This window comes from Weizmannia sp. FSL W8-0401 (assembly GCF_038009125.1).
GTDB classification, from domain to species: domain Bacteria; phylum Bacillota; class Bacilli; order Bacillales; family Bacillaceae_C; genus Weizmannia; species Weizmannia coagulans.
The window spans coordinates 1725163-1745496 of sequence record NZ_JBBPAG010000001.1 but is presented as its reverse complement, the minus strand read 5'-3'; the positions used below and the strand labels follow the sequence as shown (position 1 = coordinate 1745496).

Below are 20334 nucleotides of genomic sequence, written 5' to 3'. Positions count from 1 at the left end.
ATGGAAATCGTCCATTGGAGAGGCATCCTTGAAAGCCTGTTGTTTGTAGCAGGGGACGAGGGGCTTTCCCTGAAACAAATTTCCCATGTAATGGAAATTGAAGAGTTTGAAGCAGTTGAAATTTTAAAGAATTTAAAAGAACAGTACGAAAACGACCCGGATCGCGGCATCACGCTCGTTGAACTGGCAGGCACGTACCAGCTGGCAACCAAAAAAGAGCATGCGCCGTATTTGAAAAAACTGGTCGAATCGCCGAATACGAATACATTATCGCAGGCGGCACTTGAAACACTGGCGATCATCTCCTATAAACAACCGATTACAAGAATTGAAATCGAAGAAATCCGTGGTGTAAAAACAGAAAGGCCGCTGCAGACGCTGATGGCAAAAGGGCTGATCCAGGAAGTCGGCAGGCAGGAAGGTGCCGGGCGGGCGATCCTTTACGGTACGACCAAAGAATTTCTTGACCATTTCGGGCTGAAAAGTTTAAAAGAACTGCCGCCGTTTCCCGAACAGCCGGAAGATGAATTTTCGCAGGAAGAAGCAGATCTGTTTTTTGAAAAATTCCATGAAGAAAAAGGCGAAAACGGATTTTCGCCGTGAAGAAAGCTTGCCCAAACTGGTGCAGGCTTTTTTCGTCTTCCGCATATTCCGGTTATTTCTTCCTGTTCCGTGCATAAACTTGTACAAAACGCGGTTTGGAAAAGCTGAAAAAAGGAGCTTCTTTATGAAACGGTATTTCCTATATGCGGCGCTTGCGGTGCTAATTTTTTCGGCCCTTCCGCCAAGAGCGGCTGCTGCGCCGTCCGTGCAGGCAAAAAGCGCGATATTAATGGACCAGGATACAGGGCGGGTTTTGTACGAAAAAGATGCATACGAACCGAGAAGCATTGCCTCGATTACGAAAATCATGACGGCGCTAGTGGCCATTGAATCGGGAAAAATGAACAAGGAGGCTGTCGTTTCGGACCGTGCCGTACGTACCGAGGGGTCATCATTGTATTTGAAACCGGGAGACAAGTGGGAAATAAAGGATCTTGTTTACGGGCTCATGCTCCGGTCGGGAAATGACGCCGCCAATGTGATTGCCGAAAATGTCGGGGGCAGCATAGAAGGTTTTGTTTTTATGATGAACGAAAAAGCGAAAGAGATCGGCATGCATGACACCCATTTTGCCAACCCGAACGGCCTTGAAGACCCGAACGGCCGCCATTATTCGACCGCTTATGATATGGCGCTGTTAATGAAGTACGCGATGCAAAACAAACAGTTCCGGAAAATCACCGGCACGAAATTTTACAAAGGCTGGCGGAACAAAAACCGGCTGCTGACTGAAAAGTACCGGTATTGTACGGGTGGGAAAACCGGTTATACGAAAGTGGCCAAGCGGACACTTGTGACAACGGCGACAAAAGGAGGCGAAAATCTTATCGCCGTTACCCTGAACGATTCGGATGACTGGGATGACCATATTGCGATGTATGAGTACGGTTTCCGCCAGTATGACAGGAAACGGATTGTGGAAGAGGGGCCGGTTGCCGCCGTCCGCACGAAATATTTGAAACAGCATGTTTATGTGAAACGGGATATCGTCTACCCGCTTAAAGCCGGAGAAGAAGACGCCGTAAAAGTCGAATACCGGATCAAAAAGCCTGAAAGTTCGTGGAAAGACCCGGAAAGAGTGCCGGAGACCGTCGGAAGGGCGATTGTTTATTTGAACGAAAAAGTGATCGCAAGCACGCCTATTTATTATCAGAAAACGCCGGTTAAAGAGAAAGAAACATGGCTTGAACTGTTCGAGGAGACATTTTGGATCCAATTGGGGCTGAAAAACAATGGTTAATTATATTTGGATCGGCATGGCCGTGATTGGGCTTGTTTTTGCGGCGGTAAACGGGAAGATGCAGGCGGTGAACGAGGCGATTTTTACATCCGCGCGTGATGCGGTCTCGATCAGCATCGGCCTGATTAGCGTCCTTGTTTTCTGGCTCGGGATGATGAAGATTGCGGAAGTTTCAGGCCTCCTTTCGAAACTTTCCCGCCTGTTCCGGCCGGTGATCAAAAAATTGTTTCCGGATGTGCCGGACAACCATCCGGCAATCGGCTACATCCTCTCCAATATGATTGCCAATATGTTCGGGCTCGGAAATGCCGCCACCCCGCTTGGCATTAAAGCGATGGAGCAGCTGCACGAACTGAACGGAAGGAAACCGGAAGCAAGCCGCTCGATGATCACGTTCCTTGCCTTAAACACATCCGGGCTCACGCTTATTCCGGCAACGGTGATTGCCATCCGCCTGAATGCAGGTTCTGCGCATCCGACCGAGATTGTGGCGCCAACCTGTATCGCCACTTTTGCAACGACCATTGCCGCCATTTGCATTGACCGCTATTTTTACCACCGGCGGACGAAACGGAGGAAGTGATGTTTTTGAAATGGATCTCACTGATTTCAATTTGGCTGATTCCGGCAATGGTCGGATTTATTCTGCTTTACAGCGCATGGAAAAAAGTGCCGGCTTACGAAACATTTGTGGAAGGCGGCAAGGAAGGCATTAAAATTGCCTTTTCGATTATCCCTTTTTTAGTCGGCATGCTTGTCTCAATCACGATTTTCAGGGCATCAGGCGCGCTCGATTTTTTTGTCGGATTTTTAAAACCGGCCCTGCATTTGCTCGGTATCCCTTCCGAAGTCGTGCCGCTTGCTTTGATCCGGCCGGTTTCCGGCAATGCCGCCCTAGCCCTTATGGCGGATCTCGTCAAAACATACGGGCCGGACTCGCTGATCGGGAGAATGGCATCCGTCATCCAGGGCAGCACGGATACCACCCTTTATGTCGTAACCGTTTATTTCGGGGCGGTCGGCATCCGGAAAATGGGGGATGCCTTAAAGGTCGGGCTGCTCGCCGATCTGTTCGGGATTATGATCGCAATTTTCATGGTGCTCTTGTTATTCTGACGCGGCGAAAGAAAAAACGGTTTATCCGCCATTTCAGGGTGCTTGTGCGCTTCGTCAGGCTTTGCTTTTCATTGCCGTTATGCCATAATGCTTAAAGGATAGTTTAAGCAAAACAAATTGAGGTGTAACGGATGGAACGTTTGCAAAAAGTGATCGCACAGGCCGGTGTCACATCCCGGAGAAAAGCGGAGCAGCTGATACTGGAAGGGAAAGTGAAAGTGAACGGGGAGATGGTCAGAACGCTGGGGACAAAAGTGTCCCAAGCGGATAAAATTGAAGTGGAAGGCATTCCGCTTGAGCGTGAAGAAAAAGTATATTACCTTTTTTATAAACCAAGAGGGGTGATTTCCGCTGTCAGCGATGACAAAGGGAGAAAAACGGTAAGCGACTATTTCCGCGATGCGGGCGCAAGGGTTTATCCGGTCGGCCGGCTCGACTACGACACGTCGGGCCTTTTGGTAGTCACCAATGACGGTGAATTTGCAAACCTTCTGATGCATCCGCGTTTTGAAATCGACAAAACGTATATCGCAAGGCTTTCCGGCATTCCATCCAGGCAGGAATTAAAGCAGCTGGAAAAAGGGATCCGGCTAAAGGACGGCATGACTGCGCCTGCCAGGGCAAAACTGTTGTCCATGGACAAACGGAAAAAGAAAGCGATCGTCCAGCTTACGATCCATGAAGGCAGAAACAGGCAGGTCAGGCGCATGTTCGAATATCTCGGCTACCCGGTTGAAAAACTGCGGCGCGAAGCATACGGCATGCTGACACTAAAAGGATTAAACGCGGGCGAAAAAAGGGAACTCACCCCGCATGAAGTTAAGACGTTAAGATCCCTTGCCGAAAACGGAGGCGCCTCCCGTAAATAAAAGCTCAAGTGAAGAGGCTTATTTTGTTCACAAAAACTTCAAAAAAAAGCGAAAAAGGACAGAAAAATGTTATAATGTATGAGAGTTGTGTGACACTTTTGGACAGGGGGAGGAGCAATGTCACAAACGAAACAGAAACGCCTCATTTTCCGCGCCTCGATTCTCGCTGTTCTGATATTGGCTGTCGGTTACACACTGTATGCAAATGCGACGAAGGAGTCGCAGGGAGCGCTTGCAGCGGGGGATAAGGCCCCTGATTTTATCCTGAAAGATTTGAATGGGAAAACGTACCGGTTGTCCGATTATAAAGGGAAAGGCGTCCTTTTGAATTTTTGGGGGACATGGTGCGAGCCGTGCAAGAAAGAAATGCCTTATATGAATGAACTCTATTCGTCCTATAAACCAAAAGGCGTGGAAATTCTTGCCGTCCACGTAAAAAATACGCGCTTTCTTGTGGACGAATTCGTGAAACAGTACGGGCTTACGTTCCCGGTGCTGATTGATAAAAACGGTGATGTCCAGCATGCGTATCACATCGACCCCCTTCCGACAACCTTTTTGATCGGGCCGGACGGGAAAGTCAAAAAAGTGATCATTGGAAACCAAAACCTCTCCAAAAAAGACATTCAGGACATGATGGATATGATCAAACCATAACCGAGGAGAGAGACAATGAAGGATATAAAATGTGAGTGCGGACATGTGAATCCTCCCGGGACCGTTTTGTGCGAGTCGTGCGGGAAAGCGCTGACAGCAGAAGCGGAGGCGGCAGTTCTCCATGATATGCGGTATGAAGGGAGCGCGCGCAGGTCGCAAGTGTATAAAAAAACGCCGGTGGATAAAATCTGGAATTTTTTTTCGTCCGTAAAAACCGGCGTCTGGCTGATTGTCCTGACGTTAATTGCGTCAGCCCTAGGCACCGTGCTGCCCCAGGCAGGCTATATCCCTTCCAATGCCGACCCGTCCGATTATTACGAGGATCAGTACGGCTGGTTCGGCAAGCTCTGGTATACGCTCGGATTTGATGACCTGTACAATTCCTGGTGGTATCTGCTTTTAATTGCCCTGATCGGCGTTTCGCTCGTCATTTGCAGCCTTGACCGCTTTCTCCCGCTGCGCCGCGCCCTTTCAAACCAGAAAGCGGCGCGCCACGAAGGGTTTCTGAAGCGGCAGCGCCTTTACGTGAAAAAGGAAGGGGCCATCGATGATGCGTCATATGCACAGGTCAAACGCCGGCTTGAAGAGAAGCATTATAAAATCCGTGAAGAAGGCGGGAACTTATTTGCCGAGAAAAACCGGTTTTCCCGCTGGGGGCCGTACGTCAACCATATCGGATTGATCATCTTTCTTTGCGGCTCTATGCTCCGCTTTATTCCCGGCATGTATGTCGATGAATTGGTCTGGGTGAGGGAAGGAGAAAAAGCGGTGCTCCCCGGCACAAACGGGCAGTATGTACTGCTGAACAAGCAATTCAAGCTGCAAGTTTACAGCAAGAAAGACAATCAAAATTTTGAACCGGCACTGAATAAGGCCGGCAATGTTGCGAAAAATTTTGAGACGGATGCCGTGCTTTACAAGCAGGGGAAAAAGCGCGTTTTAGGGGAAGATGCTCCGCTTAAAAAAGTGAAATCCTACCGCATCCAGGTCAATAAGCCTTTGAAATTCGGGCATTACGCCGTATATCAAATGGATTACAAGCTGGATGAATTCCAGGCGATGTCTTTTGCTTTTGAGAAGAAGTCGGATAAAAAAATATACGGCAAACTTAAAATTGACCTGTACCATCCAAAGGCGGAATACCCGCTCGGAAACGGCTATAAAGTCAAGCTGCTCGGCTACTATCCTTCGTTTACGGGGTTTGCCAAAAACGGGGAGCCGCAAACGGATTCGTATATTCCAAACAATCCTGCTTTTCTTTTCAGCTTAATTTCGCCGGAGCATCCGAAAGGGGAAAAAAGCTTTGTTGCCATCCGCCAGACCGTAGAACCGCTCGGAAAAAATGACTACAAGTTGGCTTTTGCTGGGCTTGAAACACGGAATGTTTCTGCTTTGGCCGTAAGAAAAGACGAGACGCTCTGGGTGCTGGCCGTTGGCGGCGCGATCTTTATGATCGGGGTCATTCAGGGCGCGTACTGGAACCACCGCCGTTTTTGGCTGAAGCGGGAGAAAGGCGCCGTGCTTTTGGCAGCCCATACAAATAAAAACTGGTACGGGCTGAAAAGGGAGCTGGAATGGGTGCTCAGCGCATCCGGCATGCCAGCGCTTGTTGACAGAAAAGAAAGGAAGAATCCGCAACAGGCCCATACAGCTTAAACAGACAAGTGCAATCGGATGAGGAGGGGGAAAATTGGAAAATCTGGTCGAAACAAGCAGCCGGTTGTTGTTCGCCGCATTCCTTTTGTATTTAACCGGCACTTTACTGTTCGGCGGCGCGATCCGCACGCCGAAAAAGGGACAGGCAGGCGGCGCCGGGCCGCAAAAAACGAAGTGGGGAAATTTTGCGATCTTCGCAACGGCTGCAGGGTTTATTTGCCAGGCTGGTTATTTTATTACAAGGTGGATAGCATCCGGGCATGCCCCTGTAAGTAATTTATTTGAATTCACTACTTTTTTTGGTATGATGCTTGTTGGAGCCTTTATGGTCATTTATTTTCTTTACAGGAGTGCGGTGCTCGGGCTGTTTGCTTTGCCGGTTGCGCTTCTTTTGATTGCCTATGCAAGCATGTTCCCGAAAGACATCAATCCGCTCGTGCCGTCTCTTAGGAGCTATTGGCTGCAGATTCATGTGACAACGGCGGCTGCCGGGGAGGCCATTCTTGCTGTCAGTTTTGCTGCCGGGCTGATTTACCTTGTGAAAAGCACCGATCAGCAAAAATCAAACTGGCAGACTTTTTGGCTGGAATTTGTTATGCTTTGTTTAATTTGCATCGCCGGTTTTATTGTTGCAAAATCCGCTTTCGGCTTGTTTCATTACAAAGTGGATTTCAGCTGGATTGACCGCAACGGGGCAAAAAACACGGGGGAAAATGCCCTCGTCTACCATATGCCGGCTGTTATCGGGCCGCATGACGGGGAAATTTTAACAGCCGGGAGAATGAAGCCGTGGTTTTACGTGCCGGCCTTTATCAATGCCGTCAAACTGAACACGGTCCTCTGGTCTGTTTTCAGCGGCATGATTCTTTACGCGCTGGTCCGGTTGGCGGCCAGAAAGCGGATCGGCGCGCTGTTAAAACCGCTCACCAAAAATCTAAATTTAGATTTAATGGATGAGATCGGCTACCGCTCGGTATTGATCGGATTTCCGGTGTTCACACTCGGCGCGTTAATCTTTGCGATGATCTGGGCACAAATTGCCTGGAGCAAATTTTGGAGCTGGGACCCGAAAGAAGTGTGGGCACTGGTTACGTGGCTGTTTTATGCCGCCTTTCTCCATTTGCGCATGTCAAGAGGCTGGCAAGGTGAAAAATCCGCCTGGCTGGCCGTCATTGGCTTTGCCATTATTCTGTTTAACCTGATTGCAGTAAATCTTGTCATTGCCGGGCTGCATTCGTATGCCTGATTTTGTAAGCTTTTGAATCCTGCGCACCCCCGGGAGGGCCCACCCGGTAATGCGGGGGCTTGCATGGACCCGCAAGGATTTTACCGGCGGATGTATCTTGCCCGGGCAGGCGGCTGATATTGACTGAGGAGGAATAGCCATGGATGAGGATGTAAAAATTTTAGTGGTTGATGATGAAGAAAGGATCCGGCGCCTGTTACGAATGTATTTGGAAAGGGAAAATTACATGATTGATGAAGCGGAAGACGGCGATACCGCTTTGAAAATGGCGCTTGAAAAAGACTACAGCTGCATTTTGCTCGATATTATGATGCCGGGCAAAGACGGCATTGAAGTGTGCCAGGAATTGCACGAAAAGAAAATGACGCCCGTGATCATGCTGACGGCCAAAGGCGAAGAAGCCAACAGGGTGGAAGGATTTGAAGTCGGCGCGGATGATTATATTGTAAAACCGTTCAGCCCGCGCGAAGTGGTGCTGCGGGTGAAAGCCCTGCTCCGCCGGTCGCTGCAAACGGGTTTCTTAAACGCGGATACGAAAGCAAGAGACATTGTCGTTTTCCCACATATTACCATCGACAATGATGCCCACCGCGTCACAGCGGACGGAAAAGAAGTCAATCTGACCCCGAAAGAGTATGAGCTGCTTTATTTTCTCGCTAAATCTCCGGATAAAGTGTTTGACCGCGAACAGCTTTTAAAAGAAGTATGGCATTATGAATTTTTCGGCGATCTCCGTACGGTGGATACGCATGTCAAACGCTTGCGGGAAAAATTGAATAAAGTGAGCGAAAACGCGGCTAAAATGATCGTTACCGTCTGGGGCGTCGGGTATAAATTTGAGGTTGCGCCGGAATGAGAATTTGGCGGACGGTTGTCGGGAAACTGTGGATGACCATTCTGCTGATGGTTGCCTGCGTCTTGCTCATCCTGACGGTACTGTTGCTCAAGTTTTTTGAAGAATACCATATCAATCAGATTGAGCAGGATTTGTCCAATACGGCGCAAAAAATCTCGAGAGTTATGGAGGAGCACCCAAGTGGAAAGATCGGGAAAGAAATTGCCCTCGGCGTTCTGGACCAAAACGAGAAAGTGATGATCGTTTACCGCAAAAATGATATCTTTTATCCGTCCGGTTCCAAATCATATAAAGGGATCCCGTACGCGTCGATTTTAAGGGATAAGCAGTTGTCCAAAGTGTTTAGCGAAAAGAAGAAAGTGATCAAAGAGTTAACCCCTTCCGGCGGGTCTTCCCGCAATAAGTACCATCATGTGATTGTGACGGCCGTCCCGCTTCATGTGAAGGGGGAAGAACCGGGCGCGGTATTTGTTTACCAGTCATTGGAAGTGCTCCAGGAAATGACGAGGCAAACGACAAAAATCATTTTGCTCGGTGCGGGCATTGCCATTATTTTAACGACCGGTTTTGCTTTCTTCCTTTCAAAAAGGATTGGCGGGCCATTGCATAAAATGCGGGAAGCGGCTTTTGAAGTGGCAAAAGGGCGTTTTGACAAAAAGGTGCCGATTTTAACCCGTGATGAAATCGGGGAACTGGCGACCGCTTTTAATACGATGGGGCGACAGCTTAAATTTAATATGGACGCCTTAAAGCAGGAAAAAGAGCAGCTGCGGAATATTTTAAGCAGCATGGCCGACGGTGTTTTGACCTTTAACCGGGACGGCGCCATTTTAATCATGAACCCGCCGGCTGAGATGTTTCTTCAAAACTGGTATCATAACCAGGCTGCAAAAGACGCCCCGCTTCCTGAAGGGCTGTCCGCGTTGCTTGCGAAAGTGGTCGAAACGGAGAAAGAACAGACGGATGAAATTGAAATCAACGGCCGGTACTATGTCATGATTGCAAGCCCGCTTTATAATTTGTCCCGTATCCGCGGCGTTGTCACCATTATCCGCGATATGACGGAAGAACGGAAGCTGGACAAGCTGCGCGATGATTTTATCGCAAACGTTTCGCACGAATTGCGGACGCCGGTTGCCATGCTGCAGGGATACAGCGAAGCAATCATTGATGATATTGCGGCAAGTGAAGAAGAAAAGAAAGAATTTGCCAAAATCATTTACGATGAAACGCTCAGGATTGGCCGGCTTGTCAATGAGCTGCTCGATCTGGCAAGAATGGAAGCAGGGCATTTTTCGTTCAGAATGGAGCCGGTCTCATTCAACAGTTTCATCGAAAGAGTGACACATAAATTTAACGGCATCGCGAAAGAAAAAGGAATCGGCCTCGTTTGCGAGACTTCGGACAGCGATCTCACCCTTGAAATCGATGCCGACAGGATTGAACAGGTGCTGACGAATTTAATTGATAACGCCCTCCGGCATACTTCCCCGAACGGTTACGTCAAAGTAAAAGAGGAAGAAGCACCCGGCGGCGTATATGTACACGTCGAAGACAACGGATCCGGTATTCCGGATGAGGATTTGCCGTTTGTATTTGAACGCTTTTACAAAGCGGATAAAGCAAGGACACGCGGCAAATCGGGAACAGGGCTGGGCCTTGCGATTGCCAAAAACATTGTCGAAGGGCATGGTGGCCGGATCTTTGTCAAAAGCAAATTAGGGGAAGGGACCACTTTTTCATTTTTCCTTCCAAAAAAAGGCTGACCTTTGCGCCGGGTCTGCCTTTTTTTGTATATTTTCCCGTTTTTTTGCGCATCTTAGAAGATGGCTTTGCTTGAAACGGAATTGAAAAAATGAAAATGGGGTGGATCAATTGCCGGCATACATCAAAATATGCCTTTTCGTTTCATTGACAGCTGCATGCCTGGGGTTTGCCTGTTCGGCAAATGACGTGGCCGCATCCGGGTCGGTTATCCATGAAGCGACAAAAGACTGGATTTTTCCGGCGGCAGGGACGATCTCCGACACATTTAACACAAGATACGGCACACATAAAGGGCTTGATATTGCCGGAAGATACCGCGCAAAAATATTCAGCGCCCAAGAAGGTACCGTTACCCGTTCCTATTTGTCCGCATCCTACGGCCATGTTGTTTTTATCCGCCATCCGTCCGGTTATGAAACGGTTTACGCCCATCTTGCCGGAAGGGCAGTCAGAGCGGGGCAGCATGTTGAAAAAGGAAAGGTGGTCGGCTATATGGGTTCGACCGGCCATTCAACTGGTATCCATCTTCATTTTGAAGTGCATAACGGGCCATGGACGCCGGATAAGAAAAACGCCATTGACCCGTTTTTGATCTTCGGACCAGGCGCGCCGGGCCAGACGGTTTCCGCCAATGCCCATGATCCTTACGGGGTTTTTGATGCTTCCGCCGTCCCTCAGCCTGGAGCTTACACTGTGAAAAAAGGCGACACGCTCTGGAACATTGCCCTCCATTTTCATACGAGCGTGGGCAGGCTGAAAAGCTGGAACAAATTGCGGTCGGACCGGATTATGGCCGGCCAGGTGCTGAAAATAAAAAATGAATGAAAGTGGTGCGGAATGCTTCACAAAATGGCAGCCGGCATGTATAATAAGCTTGTAATAAAAATTTCATACGATTTATCTTCGGGGCTGGGTGAGATTCCCGACCGGCGGTGATAAGGCAGTTGCCTTTCAGTCCGCGAGCCGGATTTCCGGCAGGATTTGGTGCAATTCCAAAACCGACAGTATAGTCTGGATGGGAGAAGATAAAGGTTGCCAGTGTTTAATGACGTGTTAAACGCTTATTTGGACTCGCCTATTACAAAGCCCCCGACATTTTGTTAGGGGCTTTTCATTTTGGTCCGCGGCACCTTTCTTCCTTTGATGATAAATCGGTCACAAGGAGAGAGGAAGTTTAAATGAAGAAATGGGATGTAAAGCAATTCGTTGCGGTCGCGTTGCTCAGTGCTCTGGCTTTTATGCTGATGTTTATTAAATTTCCGGTTCCGCCTTTTCCATCGTTTTTAACAGTGGATTTCAGCGACATTCCGGTATTGGTGGCAGCCCTTCTTTACGGGCCAATGGCTTCTGTTGTAGCGGAACTGATCAAAAATATCCTGAATTATTTATCGCTCGGCAGTGAAGCAGGGGTACCGATCGGAAATGTGGCAAACTTTTTTGCAGGGATGCTGTTCGTCCTGCCGACATATCTCATTTACAAACGGATGCGGACAAAAAAGGGCATGACTGTAGGTCTAGTCACTGGCACGGTATCCATGTCGGTATGTATGAGCATTTTAAATTATTTCGTCATTTTACCGGCTTACCTGTACTTCATGAACTTTTCGGTCGGGAATGTAAAAGCGTATATTGTGGCGGGCGTGCTGCCTTTTAATCTTGTGAAAGGCCTCATCGTGACGGTTTTGTTTATGCTCATGTTTACAAAAATGAAAAACTGGATTGACAAAGCATCCGCCATTGGGGGAAAAAGAATATGAAAAAAAGCAGGCTCAAACGGCCTGCTTTTTTTCATTCGTATTTTAACGGATCGCCATCAAAAGGCTTGTCGGAAACTTTAATCGATTCTGTCGGGCATCCTTCAAAGGCATCCATCAGGTCATCTTCCAATATTTCCGGGACTTCCGCAATGCCTTTATTATCATCCAAAATGACGAAAGAGAGCCCTTCATCATCATAGTCGAAAATATCAGGAGCGCTGGCGGAACAAGCGCCGCAAGCGATGCATGTATCTTTGTCTACGATTGTAAACTTTGCCATTTTGATTCCTCCTCGCTGTTCAATCACGGCAGAAAAGAAAAACGGGCAGCCTCGTAATGCGCAAGGAGGCATGCCGATGTTTCTCCTTCATTTTAAAACTCTTTTTTTCTTATTTCAATAGCGGGCTCCGCGGAGTTCGTGAAACCTGTCGAATCAATGAAAAAAATGGTAAACAAATCGCCGGTTTCCATGTTAAAATAGAACCAACCCCCGATTTTTCCTTGCACTTTCCCCTTTTTTCAGCTAAAGAACAGGAGAGGATTCAGATGCCTTTTTTACAGGCTGTATTGCTGGATTGCTTCAGCAACCTGAATGGAGAACGCACCCCTTATGCTGTTTTTCATCTATTAAACGGCAAAAAATCAGCACAGACGATCCAGGATTCCCATTTTTTCAAGATTGGCAGGCTCTTTCAAACGTTTCCATTTATTTCCCGTGAGGCTTTCACACGCGAAGTAGAGGCCCTTTTAAAGGCCGGGTTGCTGCAAAAAAGCGGCCCGGATGCCTGCGTGGTCACAGAAAAAGGTGCTGCCCTGCTTTTGGCAACCGGCAGGATGGAAGAACGGTTTCCTTACCTGGACGGCTTGAAATACCAGGATTCGGCAAATCTGTTTTGGAAAAGGCTGAACCTCATCACCCAGGCCGTATCCAACTTAGTGTATGGAAATAAAGTATATTATCCGGTTCAAAGGGACCCGGCTCTACAGGCTTGGGCAAAAAACTGGCTGAAACAGCATGCAAAAAGCCGGACTGCTTTAGCAGAGCATCTGTATCGTGAATTTTACAGCCTGTTTTCCGGCAGCCCGCCGGAAAAGCCTGAAATTTTTGTCCTCCGGTTGACGGGTGCGGGCCGGATCGGATATACAATCACGCAGGCTGCCTCCGCCCTGCACCTTGATCCTGTAGAGTACTGGTATCGATATTTGCATTTGCTTCATTTTATGGTCCGGCGCATCCTGGGAGATCCTGAAACATTCTGGTATTTATACCAAATGCTTCATGATGTGCAAAAGGCCCTGCCGCTGACCCGGTCTGCCTCGGTGACATTCGGCTTCTTGAAGCAAGGGAAAACGATTGCGGAAATCAGCACGCTGAGAGGGTTAAAGCAAAGCACAATTGAAGACCATCTGATTGAAATCGCGTTAACGGTCCCGGATTTTCCGCTGAATCGGTATGTGCCAAAGGATGAAGAACAAAAGATCATCCGGGCAGCCGCTGATTTAAATACGAAGAAATTAAAACCGATTAAAGAAAAAGTAGGGGATGTCCCGTATTTCCATATTCGCCTTGTACTGGCAGAAAGGATGGGCCGCAGTGGATCTTTTAAGCTTTTTGAAAAGTAAATTCGGCTTCAGCGCATTCCGGGCGGGGCAGGAAGAAGTCATCCGTTCACTGCTGGACGGCAAAGATACACTGGCGATGCTTGCGACCGGTACCGGAAAATCTTTATGCTACCAGTTGCCTGCCTATTTGCTGGACGGATCCTGCGTCATCGTTTCCCCGCTTTTATCGCTCATGCAGGACCAGACAGAGCAGATGAAAATGCGCGGCGAAAAAAGTGTGGTGGCGTTAAATTCATTTTTAACCGGTCCGGAGCGGGAAGCCGCCCTTGCACATCTGGGTGCTTTCAAATTTATCTTTGTTTCGCCGGAGATGCTGCACAACCGCCATGTCCTCGGAAAATTAAAACAAATCCGGACTGCGCTCTTTGCAGTCGATGAAGCGCATTGTATTTCCCAATGGGGCCATGATTTCAGGCCGGAATACTTAAACCTTGGCGAAGTCCGAAAACAGTTGGGCACACCGCTTACTCTCGCCCTGACTGCGACAGCAACAGAACAGGTGAGGGACGATATTTGCAAGTATCTCGGCTTAAAAGACCCAAACCGGTTTATTTATTCTGTCAACAGGCCCAATATCGCCATTAAAATAGACCGGATTCCTTCATACCGCGAAAAAGAGGAAAAACTAGTTGCCTATGCGAAAAACTTGCAGAAGCCCGGTATCATCTATTTTTCAAGCAAAAAGGCGGCTGAGGAAATGGCGGCGCGGTTAAGGCAGGAGGGAATCGCCGAAGCAGCCGCCTATCACAGCGGCATTGACCAGGAGCAAAGAATTTTGATCCAGCAGCAGTTTATTTACGGACAGATCGGGATCATTTGTGCGACAAGCGCGTTTGGCATGGGGGTGGACAAAGCAGATATCCGCTTTGTCATCCATTTTCACCTGCCGTTGCAGATGGAAGCCTATCTGCAGGAAATCGGCAGAGCCGGGCGGGACGGGCTCCCGAGCATTGCCGTCCTTTTGTATACGGAAGGGGATGAACGGCTCCCTCTCCAGCTAATCGAGGCTGAACTTCCGACTGACGCACAATTGGCCGCTTTCAGCAGATGGAAAGGGGATCTGAAGGAAGCCGGGGCGCTGCTCGGATGCACGGAACCGCAACTCCGGTTCCTAGCGCACCACAGAGCGCTTAACCTGCCGGAAGAAGCATGGATCCGGGAGGTTGCAGCCATCCGGGACGAGCGGATGGCGTACAAGCGAAGGAAGTTAAAGGAAATGGTGCAGATGGTCCGGTCTTCGTCATGCCGCCGCTCGGAAATTTTACGGTATTTCGGTGAACCGCCCGCTGCAGGCAATGAAGCGTGCTGTGACATTTGCGGCCTTGAAACAGCCTTATATGAAAGCAATCAAAAAAGCGGGGGCACCCTGGAAACCGTTCCTGCATGGGAATTGTTTTTGCAGGATCTATTCAGAAAAGGGGAACAGAAATGGCGCGAAGAAAACAGGCGGATTTGATCAAGGAACTCACAGACCGGGAACTTACTTTTCACTTAATTTTGACGCAGCTGATTCTCCTGTTTGCTGCCGCTTTGCTCGGATTTCTGTTATTTCCGGATGGCGAAGCATTTTTTCAGCACTTTCACTTGTCATTTGCGAAATGTACATATGGTTTATTAAACGGAGCCGCTGTCGTTGCGGCGGATACTTTGCTCATGAAATGGCTCCCGAAAGCGTATTATGATGACGGGGGCGTGAATGAGCGGATTTTTAAATCCCGTTCAATTTCGGACATTATTGCTTTAACGGCGCTGATCGCGGTGGCGGAAGAGCTCTTGTTCCGGGGCGTCATCCAGACGCATTTTGGATTGCCGGCAGCAAGCCTTATTTTTGCACTCATGCATATCCGGTATTTTGGCCACTGGTATTTGATTGCGAATGTGCTGCTTTTAAGTTTTTGGATTGGTGCCGTTTATGCGCTTTCTCATGAAAATCTTCCGGCAGTCATCATCATGCATTTTACAATCGATTGTTTACTAGGCATCCGCATCAAAAAACAGGGGATTTAGTCCGGATGTGGGGAAGGGGAAGCCATGTCAGACGAAAAATATATCATTGAAATGGAAAAACGGCGGCAAAAGCTTGAACCGGCCGGCAAAGCAAAGGAAAAAACGGAGAAACAAACGGCGGCGGCCGTTTCGCGGGCGGAAAAGCGGAAAAGTACCGAAAAGGAATCCCGTTCCAGGTTGCCGCTTGTGAACCTGTTGGCTGTCATTTTTATTTTAGTGCCGATTGCCGTTTACATCTGTTATACTTTTTTGTTTTTCAGATAGACGCCCATGCCGCGATAAATGGCGCCGCAAGAAGGGAAAAATCTGCAGGCGCAAATTTTCAGGACAGGGCAAGCTGCCTGCTTGTCATGGATCAGCCTCCTGCAGCATATAGTAGAGTGAGGGAGGGATCAATATGGAGCCGTCCATCACCGGGCTAAAAGGGACAGATGCGGCGACAAAGCAGATGTTACAGGGTGTCGTCAAACGCAAAAAAAAATTTGACCGGCTTCGGATGCGGCATCTTGTTTTTCTTTGGACAAGCATGCTCTACACATGCGCATGGGCTTACTATGTTTACCGTTCTTTTGAAAATGCCGATTCCATGTTCTCTGTTTTCTCCGGCATTTCAGAAAGCCCGTTTCAGCTGTTTTTCCTGCTCTTGGCCGCCGCGTTTTGGGGCATGAGTAAAATCTTGTTTGACAAGCGGGAAAAGGCTGAAAAAGAATTCCATGCGCTCCGCTGTGAAATTATTGATAAAAGCAAGGATTTATGGAAAGGGGAAAGCTGGAAGGACCGCCACCTTGTATTCGAAATGATGCAAAAAGAGTTTGATATTAATTTATACCACGAGAACAAGTAGCCATTCACCGGAAACAGGCACGGGGACTCAAAGCCGCCGAAAAAAAGAAGATGCCCCGGCATCTTCTAAAAAATTTTTTTCCTGCCTCTTTCTTCCATTAAAATTTGCGCGGCTTCGCGGAACCGCTGCGAGTGGATAATCTCCCGCTCCCTTAAAAAGCGGAGCCCGTCATTTAGGTCGGGGTCGTCACTTAAATTGATGATCCATTGATACGTAGCCCGCGCTTTTTCTTCGGCGGCAATGTCTTCATAGATGTCGGCAATCGGGTCCCCTTTTGCCTGGATATAGGTGGCTGTCCATGGGGCCCCTGCGGCATTATGGTAATGCAGTGCCTTATCATGGTCCACATAATGCGCGTCAAGGCCGGCAGCAATCAATTGGTCCGGCGTGGCATCTTTTGTTAATTTTAAGACCATCGTCGCAATCATCTCAAGATGGGCCAGTTCTTCCGTACCGATATCATTTAAAAGCCCCATCACTTTATCCGGGATGGTGTAGCGCTGGTTCAAATACCGGAGCGCTGCCGCAAGCTCTCCGTCCGCTCCGCCGTATTGTTCGATTAAAAGTTTCGCAAGTCTCGGGTTACAGCTTGAGACCCGGACGGGATATTGCAATTTTTTCTCATAGATCCACATGAACGGTTTCCCCCTTTATTTGCTTATACCTGCCATGGCCACGGCGGCTCTTTCCACTGGAAAGGCGTTGGCGAATAGCTGTGCCCGAAGTTTGTCAGCGGCCCGAACTGTTTTTCAAATGCTCTTTTGACTTTTTTCCTGGCATGGACAAAAGTGTTATACTGTTCGATCGCTGCCTGATCATCGGGATGGGTATCCAAATAAAGGTTCAGTTCCACAATTGCAAAATCAAGGGCCTGCAGTTCTTCAAGCCTTGTATAATACTCTTTTGGCAGCTGCTTCAATCGTTTTCCTCCTTTGCCCGTTCATAAGGGCTGTAATACGGGTCATAAAGCGGCCTCCAGAGCGTCCCGCGCCTCAACGCTTCCTGCGGCGAAAATTGCGGAAGGTTCGGGGGCTGGAACCCTAAATACAAATTCGGCGGGGTGGAATACACTTTTTCAGTTATCGGCGGGCAGGGGTCAAACGGCCCGATAAAGGGATGATACGTTTTATAATGGCTTTTCATCTCAGTCCTCCTGACATTTAAAAGTCTTTTTCATTTTATGCGCGGTTCTCTCCCGCTATGTCAAAAACAATGCCGGAATGCTTTCTATCTGGCGTGATTAAGATATAATACGAATAGGGATTGCAGAAAATTTCGTTTGTGCCGGCAAGGACCCGGCGGAACAGGAGCTCTCGTATATGTTTGCATTTTTATGGATTGCCTCTTTGCTTGGCATAGTCTTATTGATGTATATGCGCTATGAAGCATCGTTAAACCGGCTCGTCCGGCACCGGTTTTTGCTTGATGAATATCCGGCCGGAGAGGAGCCGTGCACTTTTTTCTTTATTTCCGATATCCACCGGCGCAAAATCGATCCCGGACTGGTGGAAGAGGCAACAGGGAAAGCACGGTTTGCAGTAATCGGGGGAGATTTGCTGGAAAAGGGGGTTCCGCTTTCCAGAACAGAAGAAAATTTGCGGTTGCTGAAAAGAATTGGCCCGGTATTTTTTGTGTGGGGAAATAATGATTATGAAGCGGACGGCGAAGCGCTCGCGGCCGTTTTTGCCAGAACCGGCGTCCGCACGCTGCGCAACGCGGCGGATTTTGTATGCGTAAACGGAAAAAAACGGATTGCGCTGATCGGCGTGGATGATTTGACGACGGAAAATGAAAATCTTGATGAAGCGCTTCAATCGGTGCAACCGGACGATCTCCGGATTTTAATCAGCCATAACCCGAAAATGATCCACCAGCTTCATGAATGGGACGATATCGATGTGATGCTGAGCGGCCATACGCACGGCGGGCAGATCCGCATTCTCGGTCTCAGCCGCTACAGGCGCGGCGGGGTGAGAAAAGTGCGCAATGTTATCCATCTCATAAGCAACGGTTACGGCACGACGCTTGTTCCGCTCAGGCTTTGCGCAAAACCGGAAGCCCATTTGATTACGATCGAAAGCAACAGGCGGCCATCATGAACCATCTTTCCCCTCCCGCATACGATAAGGTAAGATCCGTATGCAGGGGGCGGAAATCAATGAAGCTGGAACGGATTTCATCCAATAAAATTAAATACTCCATTACGTTTGAAGAGTTATCGGAACGCGGTATTATGGAAAACGATCTCGACTCGCCCATTTGGAATCATTTATTTGAAGAAATGCTGGAGTTGGCGGATCAGGCTTACCATGTCGGCGAAAGCGACATGCTGACCATTGAAATCTATTCCTTTAATGTCCAGGAATTGGTGTTTATTCTGACAGTAGGGGAAGCGGACGACGCGGATCCGGGCGAATGGGCGGACCCGGAAAACTTGGAACAGGAAGAAGCCTACTTTTTTTCATCGATTGAGGAAATGATTGCGCTTGCGGGCTTTTTAAACCAGATCGGCCGGATTTCCGCGTGCAGCCTTTATATATTCGAAGACCAGTATTATTTGCTGCAAAAACCGGGGACCCAAAATGCGCCGCTTATTCTTGAATACGGCGAGCGCGCGCAAATCTCCCCGTTTATGGTCCGGGAATACGGGATCGCGGTGTTTGAGCAAAATGCACTTGCGGAACTCCTGAAGCATTTCCCGTAACCGTCCGGCATGTTTTTTCAGGTTTTCATCTGCTGGGGAACGTTGTATACTAAATTTGATAGCAGATATTTCTTTCGTATCTAGGAGGTTTGCGATAATGGCAGCCGAAAAGGGCGCAGATCATCAAACAATGGAAGCAAGTCGAGATGTGCTGAAATCGACACAGACAATTATTCACGAAGCTCTTGAAAAGCTTGGATACCCTGAAGAAGTATACGAACTTTTAAAAGAGCCGGTCCGTATGTTAACGGTTAAAATTCCCGTCAGAATGGATGATGGTACGGTTAAGATTTTTACGGGGTACCGCGCGCAGCACAATGATGCTGTCGGCCCGACAAAAGGAGGCGTCCGGTTTCATCCGGATGTGACGGAAAATGAAGTGAAAGCCTTGTCTATATGGATGACGCTAAAATGCGGCATTGTGAATCTGCCGTATGGGGGAGGAAAAGGCGGCATCATCTGCGATCCGCGGAAAATGTCTTTCCGCGAGCTCGAGAATTTGAGCCGCGGCTATGTCCGGGCGATCAGCCAGATTGTCGGTCCGACGAAAGACATTCCGGCACCGGACGTGTTTACAAATTCGCAGATTATGGCCTGGATGATGGATGAATACAGCCGGATCGACGAATTTAATTCGCCGGGCTTTATCACAGGAAAACCGCTTGTGCTTGGCGGTTCGCACGGCCGCGAATCCGCTACGGCCAAAGGGGTAACCATCTGCATTCGCGAGGCGGCCAGAAAAAAAGGGATTGATTTAAAAGGCGCCAGGGTTGTCATTCAGGGGTTCGGCAATGCCGGAAGTTTCCTTGCAAAATTTATGCATGATGCGGGCGCAAAAGTGATTGGCATATCCGACGCATACGGCGCGCTGCATGATCCGGAAGGCCTTGATATTGACTATTTGCTCGACCGCCGCGACAGTTTCGGGACGGTTACAACCCTGTTTAAAAATACGATTACGAACAAGGAATTGCTTGAACTGGATTGCGATATTCTCGTTCCGGCCGCCATTGAAAACCAAATTACAGAAGAAAACGCCCATAATATCCGGGCGAAAATTGTGGTGGAAGCAGCAAACGGCCCGACAACGCTTGAAGCAACCGAAATTTTAACCAACCGCGGCATTCTGCTCGTTCCGGATGTGCTTGCATCTGCCGGGGGCGTCACGGTTTCGTATTTTGAATGGGTACAGAATAACCAGGGGTATTACTGGACGGAGGAAGAAGTGGAAGAAAAACTTGAAAAAGTGCTTGTCCAGTCGTTTAATACGGTCTACAATACTTCCCGCTCACGCCGGGTGAACATGCGGCTTGCCGCTTATATGATCGGTGTAAGAAGAGTGGCGGAAGCTTCGCGGTTCAGAGGCTGGATTTAGAGTTTCCGAAAGCC

General features: G+C 48.6%; 24 protein-coding genes and 1 riboswitch. Of the genes, 20 read left to right on the top strand and 4 right to left on the bottom strand.

From position 1 onward, the window contains the following. The 12 genes from scpB (at position 1) to NSU00_RS08360 (ending at position 11767) form a co-directional block, all read left to right on the top strand. A complete protein-coding gene (gene scpB / locus NSU00_RS08415; protein ID WP_013859549.1) occupies positions 1 to 603 on the top strand; it encodes an SMC-Scp complex subunit ScpB in 603 nt (200 codons plus the stop codon). Next, on the top strand, positions 569 to 1843 hold the full coding sequence (locus NSU00_RS08410) for a D-alanyl-D-alanine carboxypeptidase family protein (RefSeq protein WP_142236784.1): 1275 nt from the start codon (positions 569 to 571) through the stop codon (positions 1841 to 1843). The genes scpB and NSU00_RS08410 overlap by 35 nt, the downstream gene beginning before the upstream one ends. Further along, the gene (locus tag NSU00_RS08405; RefSeq protein WP_207368211.1) at positions 1836 to 2426 is read left to right on the top strand and encodes a nucleoside recognition domain-containing protein; all 591 of its coding nucleotides are present in this window, start codon (positions 1836 to 1838) and stop codon (positions 2424 to 2426) included. The genes NSU00_RS08410 and NSU00_RS08405 overlap by 8 nt, the downstream gene beginning before the upstream one ends. Continuing rightward, on the top strand, positions 2426 to 2959 hold the full coding sequence (locus tag NSU00_RS08400) for a spore maturation protein (RefSeq protein WP_017553611.1): 534 nt from the start codon (positions 2426 to 2428) through the stop codon (positions 2957 to 2959). Before NSU00_RS08405 ends, NSU00_RS08400 begins: the two co-directional genes overlap by 1 nt. Before the next feature lie 131 nt (positions 2960 to 3090). Continuing rightward, positions 3091 to 3828 (top strand): pseudouridine synthase, encoded by a 738-nt coding sequence (locus NSU00_RS08395; RefSeq protein ID WP_019720474.1) that lies wholly within the window; start codon positions 3091 to 3093, stop codon positions 3826 to 3828. 117 nt (positions 3829 to 3945) lie between these two features. Continuing rightward, a complete protein-coding gene (gene resA, locus NSU00_RS08390; RefSeq protein ID WP_017553609.1) occupies positions 3946 to 4485 on the top strand; it encodes a thiol-disulfide oxidoreductase ResA in 540 nt (179 codons plus the stop codon). 15 nt (positions 4486 to 4500) lie between these two features. Next, the gene (gene resB, locus NSU00_RS08385; RefSeq protein ID WP_340702681.1) at positions 4501 to 6141 is read left to right on the top strand and encodes a cytochrome c biogenesis protein ResB; all 1641 of its coding nucleotides are present in this window, start codon (positions 4501 to 4503) and stop codon (positions 6139 to 6141) included. Between the two features lie 43 nt (positions 6142 to 6184). Continuing rightward, positions 6185 to 7387, top strand: coding sequence for a c-type cytochrome biogenesis protein CcsB (ccsB, locus tag NSU00_RS08380; RefSeq protein ID WP_026104801.1), 1203 nt, complete (start codon positions 6185 to 6187; stop codon positions 7385 to 7387). A 139-nt stretch (positions 7388 to 7526) separates the two neighbouring features. After that, positions 7527 to 8243 carry a response regulator transcription factor gene (locus NSU00_RS08375; RefSeq protein WP_013859541.1) on the top strand — a complete coding sequence of 239 codons (717 nt, stop codon included), beginning with the start codon at positions 7527 to 7529 and terminating at the stop codon, positions 8241 to 8243. Continuing rightward, complete coding sequence (locus NSU00_RS08370; RefSeq protein WP_013859540.1) at positions 8240 to 10009, top strand: ATP-binding protein; 1770 nt, start codon at positions 8240 to 8242, stop codon at positions 10007 to 10009. The genes NSU00_RS08375 and NSU00_RS08370 overlap by 4 nt, the downstream gene beginning before the upstream one ends. A 109-nt stretch (positions 10010 to 10118) precedes the next feature. Then, entirely contained in the window at positions 10119 to 10835 is a 717-nt protein-coding gene (locus NSU00_RS08365) for a peptidoglycan DD-metalloendopeptidase family protein (protein WP_013859539.1), read from the top strand. Between the two features lie 70 nt (positions 10836 to 10905). After that, positions 10906 to 11041: riboswitch (FMN riboswitch) on the top strand. Positions 11042 to 11188: 147 nt separating this feature from the next. After that, complete coding sequence (locus tag NSU00_RS08360) at positions 11189 to 11767, top strand: ECF transporter S component (RefSeq protein ID WP_035188057.1); 579 nt, start codon at positions 11189 to 11191, stop codon at positions 11765 to 11767. Between the two features lie 31 nt (positions 11768 to 11798). Here the strand turns inward: NSU00_RS08360 and NSU00_RS08355 are convergent, their stop codons facing one another. Next, positions 11799 to 12047, bottom strand: a complete 249-nt coding sequence (locus tag NSU00_RS08355; RefSeq protein WP_013859537.1) for a ferredoxin — start codon at positions 12045 to 12047, stop codon at positions 11799 to 11801. Positions 12048 to 12313: 266 nt separating this feature from the next. Between NSU00_RS08355 and NSU00_RS08350 the strand changes: the two genes are divergently transcribed. The 5 genes from NSU00_RS08350 to NSU00_RS08330 all read left to right on the top strand — a co-directional run bounded on the left by NSU00_RS08350 (position 12314) and on the right by NSU00_RS08330 (position 16241). After that, positions 12314 to 13390, top strand: a complete 1077-nt coding sequence (locus tag NSU00_RS08350) for a helix-turn-helix domain-containing protein (RefSeq protein ID WP_013859536.1) — start codon at positions 12314 to 12316, stop codon at positions 13388 to 13390. After that, a complete protein-coding gene (locus tag NSU00_RS08345; protein ID WP_340703595.1) occupies positions 13362 to 14846 on the top strand; it encodes a RecQ family ATP-dependent DNA helicase in 1485 nt (494 codons plus the stop codon). Before NSU00_RS08350 ends, NSU00_RS08345 begins: the two co-directional genes overlap by 29 nt. Further along, positions 14819 to 15397 (top strand): CPBP family intramembrane glutamic endopeptidase, encoded by a 579-nt coding sequence (locus NSU00_RS08340; RefSeq protein WP_013859534.1) that lies wholly within the window; start codon positions 14819 to 14821, stop codon positions 15395 to 15397. The genes NSU00_RS08345 and NSU00_RS08340 overlap by 28 nt, the downstream gene beginning before the upstream one ends. A gap of 24 nt (positions 15398 to 15421) precedes the next feature. Then, positions 15422 to 15661 carry a hypothetical protein gene (locus NSU00_RS08335; protein WP_014098133.1) on the top strand — a complete coding sequence of 80 codons (240 nt, stop codon included), beginning with the start codon at positions 15422 to 15424 and terminating at the stop codon, positions 15659 to 15661. A gap of 133 nt (positions 15662 to 15794) precedes the next feature. Next, positions 15795 to 16241, top strand: coding sequence for a YpbF family protein (locus tag NSU00_RS08330; protein WP_013859532.1), 447 nt, complete (start codon positions 15795 to 15797; stop codon positions 16239 to 16241). A 65-nt stretch (positions 16242 to 16306) separates the two neighbouring features. Here the strand turns inward: NSU00_RS08330 and NSU00_RS08325 are convergent, their stop codons facing one another. Genes NSU00_RS08325 through NSU00_RS08315 form a run of 3 tightly spaced genes read right to left on the bottom strand, consistent with a single transcriptional unit; the run spans position 16307 to position 17384 of the window. Next, a complete protein-coding gene (locus NSU00_RS08325; RefSeq protein ID WP_017553601.1) occupies positions 16307 to 16876 on the bottom strand; it encodes a manganese catalase family protein in 570 nt (189 codons plus the stop codon). A gap of 23 nt (positions 16877 to 16899) precedes the next feature. Beyond that, positions 16900 to 17160, bottom strand: a complete 261-nt coding sequence (locus NSU00_RS08320) for a spore coat protein CotJB (protein ID WP_017553600.1) — start codon at positions 17158 to 17160, stop codon at positions 16900 to 16902. Beyond that, positions 17157 to 17384 (bottom strand): spore coat associated protein CotJA, encoded by a 228-nt coding sequence (locus NSU00_RS08315; RefSeq protein WP_133536046.1) that lies wholly within the window; start codon positions 17382 to 17384, stop codon positions 17157 to 17159. Before NSU00_RS08315 ends, NSU00_RS08320 begins: the two co-directional genes overlap by 4 nt. 176 nt (positions 17385 to 17560) lie before the next feature. Between NSU00_RS08315 and NSU00_RS08310 the strand changes: the two genes are divergently transcribed. The 3 genes from NSU00_RS08310 (at position 17561) to NSU00_RS08300 (ending at position 20320) form a co-directional block, all read left to right on the top strand. Beyond that, complete coding sequence (locus NSU00_RS08310) at positions 17561 to 18340, top strand: metallophosphoesterase (RefSeq protein ID WP_133536048.1); 780 nt, start codon at positions 17561 to 17563, stop codon at positions 18338 to 18340. 59 nt (positions 18341 to 18399) lie between these two features. Next, positions 18400 to 18945 (top strand): adaptor protein MecA, encoded by a 546-nt coding sequence (locus NSU00_RS08305; RefSeq protein ID WP_133536050.1) that lies wholly within the window; start codon positions 18400 to 18402, stop codon positions 18943 to 18945. A gap of 97 nt (positions 18946 to 19042) precedes the next feature. Then, positions 19043 to 20320 carry a Glu/Leu/Phe/Val family dehydrogenase gene (locus tag NSU00_RS08300; RefSeq protein ID WP_035184678.1) on the top strand — a complete coding sequence of 426 codons (1278 nt, stop codon included), beginning with the start codon at positions 19043 to 19045 and terminating at the stop codon, positions 20318 to 20320. Positions 20321 to 20334: the final 14 nt, after the last annotated feature.

Coding starts and splice junctions, on each gene's coding strand:
- scpB (WP_013859549.1), top strand. CDS start 1: ATGGAAATCGTCCATTGGAGAGGCATCCTTGAAAGCCTGTTGTTTGTA.
- NSU00_RS08410 (WP_142236784.1), top strand. CDS start 569: ATGAAGAAAAAGGCGAAAACGGATTTTCGCCGTGAAGAAAGCTTGCCC.
- NSU00_RS08405 (WP_207368211.1), top strand. CDS start 1,836: ATGGTTAATTATATTTGGATCGGCATGGCCGTGATTGGGCTTGTTTTT.
- NSU00_RS08400 (WP_017553611.1), top strand. CDS start 2,426: ATGTTTTTGAAATGGATCTCACTGATTTCAATTTGGCTGATTCCGGCA.
- NSU00_RS08395 (WP_019720474.1), top strand. CDS start 3,091: ATGGAACGTTTGCAAAAAGTGATCGCACAGGCCGGTGTCACATCCCGG.
- resA (WP_017553609.1), top strand. CDS start 3,946: ATGTCACAAACGAAACAGAAACGCCTCATTTTCCGCGCCTCGATTCTC.
- resB (WP_340702681.1), top strand. CDS start 4,501: ATGAAGGATATAAAATGTGAGTGCGGACATGTGAATCCTCCCGGGACC.
- NSU00_RS08375 (WP_013859541.1), top strand. CDS start 7,527: ATGGATGAGGATGTAAAAATTTTAGTGGTTGATGATGAAGAAAGGATC.
- NSU00_RS08370 (WP_013859540.1), top strand. CDS start 8,240: ATGAGAATTTGGCGGACGGTTGTCGGGAAACTGTGGATGACCATTCTG.
- NSU00_RS08360 (WP_035188057.1), top strand. CDS start 11,189: ATGAAGAAATGGGATGTAAAGCAATTCGTTGCGGTCGCGTTGCTCAGT.
- NSU00_RS08355 (WP_013859537.1), bottom strand. CDS start 12,047: ATGGCAAAGTTTACAATCGTAGACAAAGATACATGCATCGCTTGCGGC.
- NSU00_RS08350 (WP_013859536.1), top strand. CDS start 12,314: ATGCCTTTTTTACAGGCTGTATTGCTGGATTGCTTCAGCAACCTGAAT.
- NSU00_RS08340 (WP_013859534.1), top strand. CDS start 14,819: ATGGCGCGAAGAAAACAGGCGGATTTGATCAAGGAACTCACAGACCGG.
- NSU00_RS08335 (WP_014098133.1), top strand. CDS start 15,422: ATGTCAGACGAAAAATATATCATTGAAATGGAAAAACGGCGGCAAAAG.
- NSU00_RS08330 (WP_013859532.1), top strand. CDS start 15,795: ATGGAGCCGTCCATCACCGGGCTAAAAGGGACAGATGCGGCGACAAAG.
- NSU00_RS08325 (WP_017553601.1), bottom strand. CDS start 16,876: ATGTGGATCTATGAGAAAAAATTGCAATATCCCGTCCGGGTCTCAAGC.
- NSU00_RS08315 (WP_133536046.1), bottom strand. CDS start 17,384: ATGAAAAGCCATTATAAAACGTATCATCCCTTTATCGGGCCGTTTGAC.
- NSU00_RS08310 (WP_133536048.1), top strand. CDS start 17,561: ATGTTTGCATTTTTATGGATTGCCTCTTTGCTTGGCATAGTCTTATTG.
- NSU00_RS08305 (WP_133536050.1), top strand. CDS start 18,400: ATGAAGCTGGAACGGATTTCATCCAATAAAATTAAATACTCCATTACG.
- NSU00_RS08300 (WP_035184678.1), top strand. CDS start 19,043: ATGGCAGCCGAAAAGGGCGCAGATCATCAAACAATGGAAGCAAGTCGA.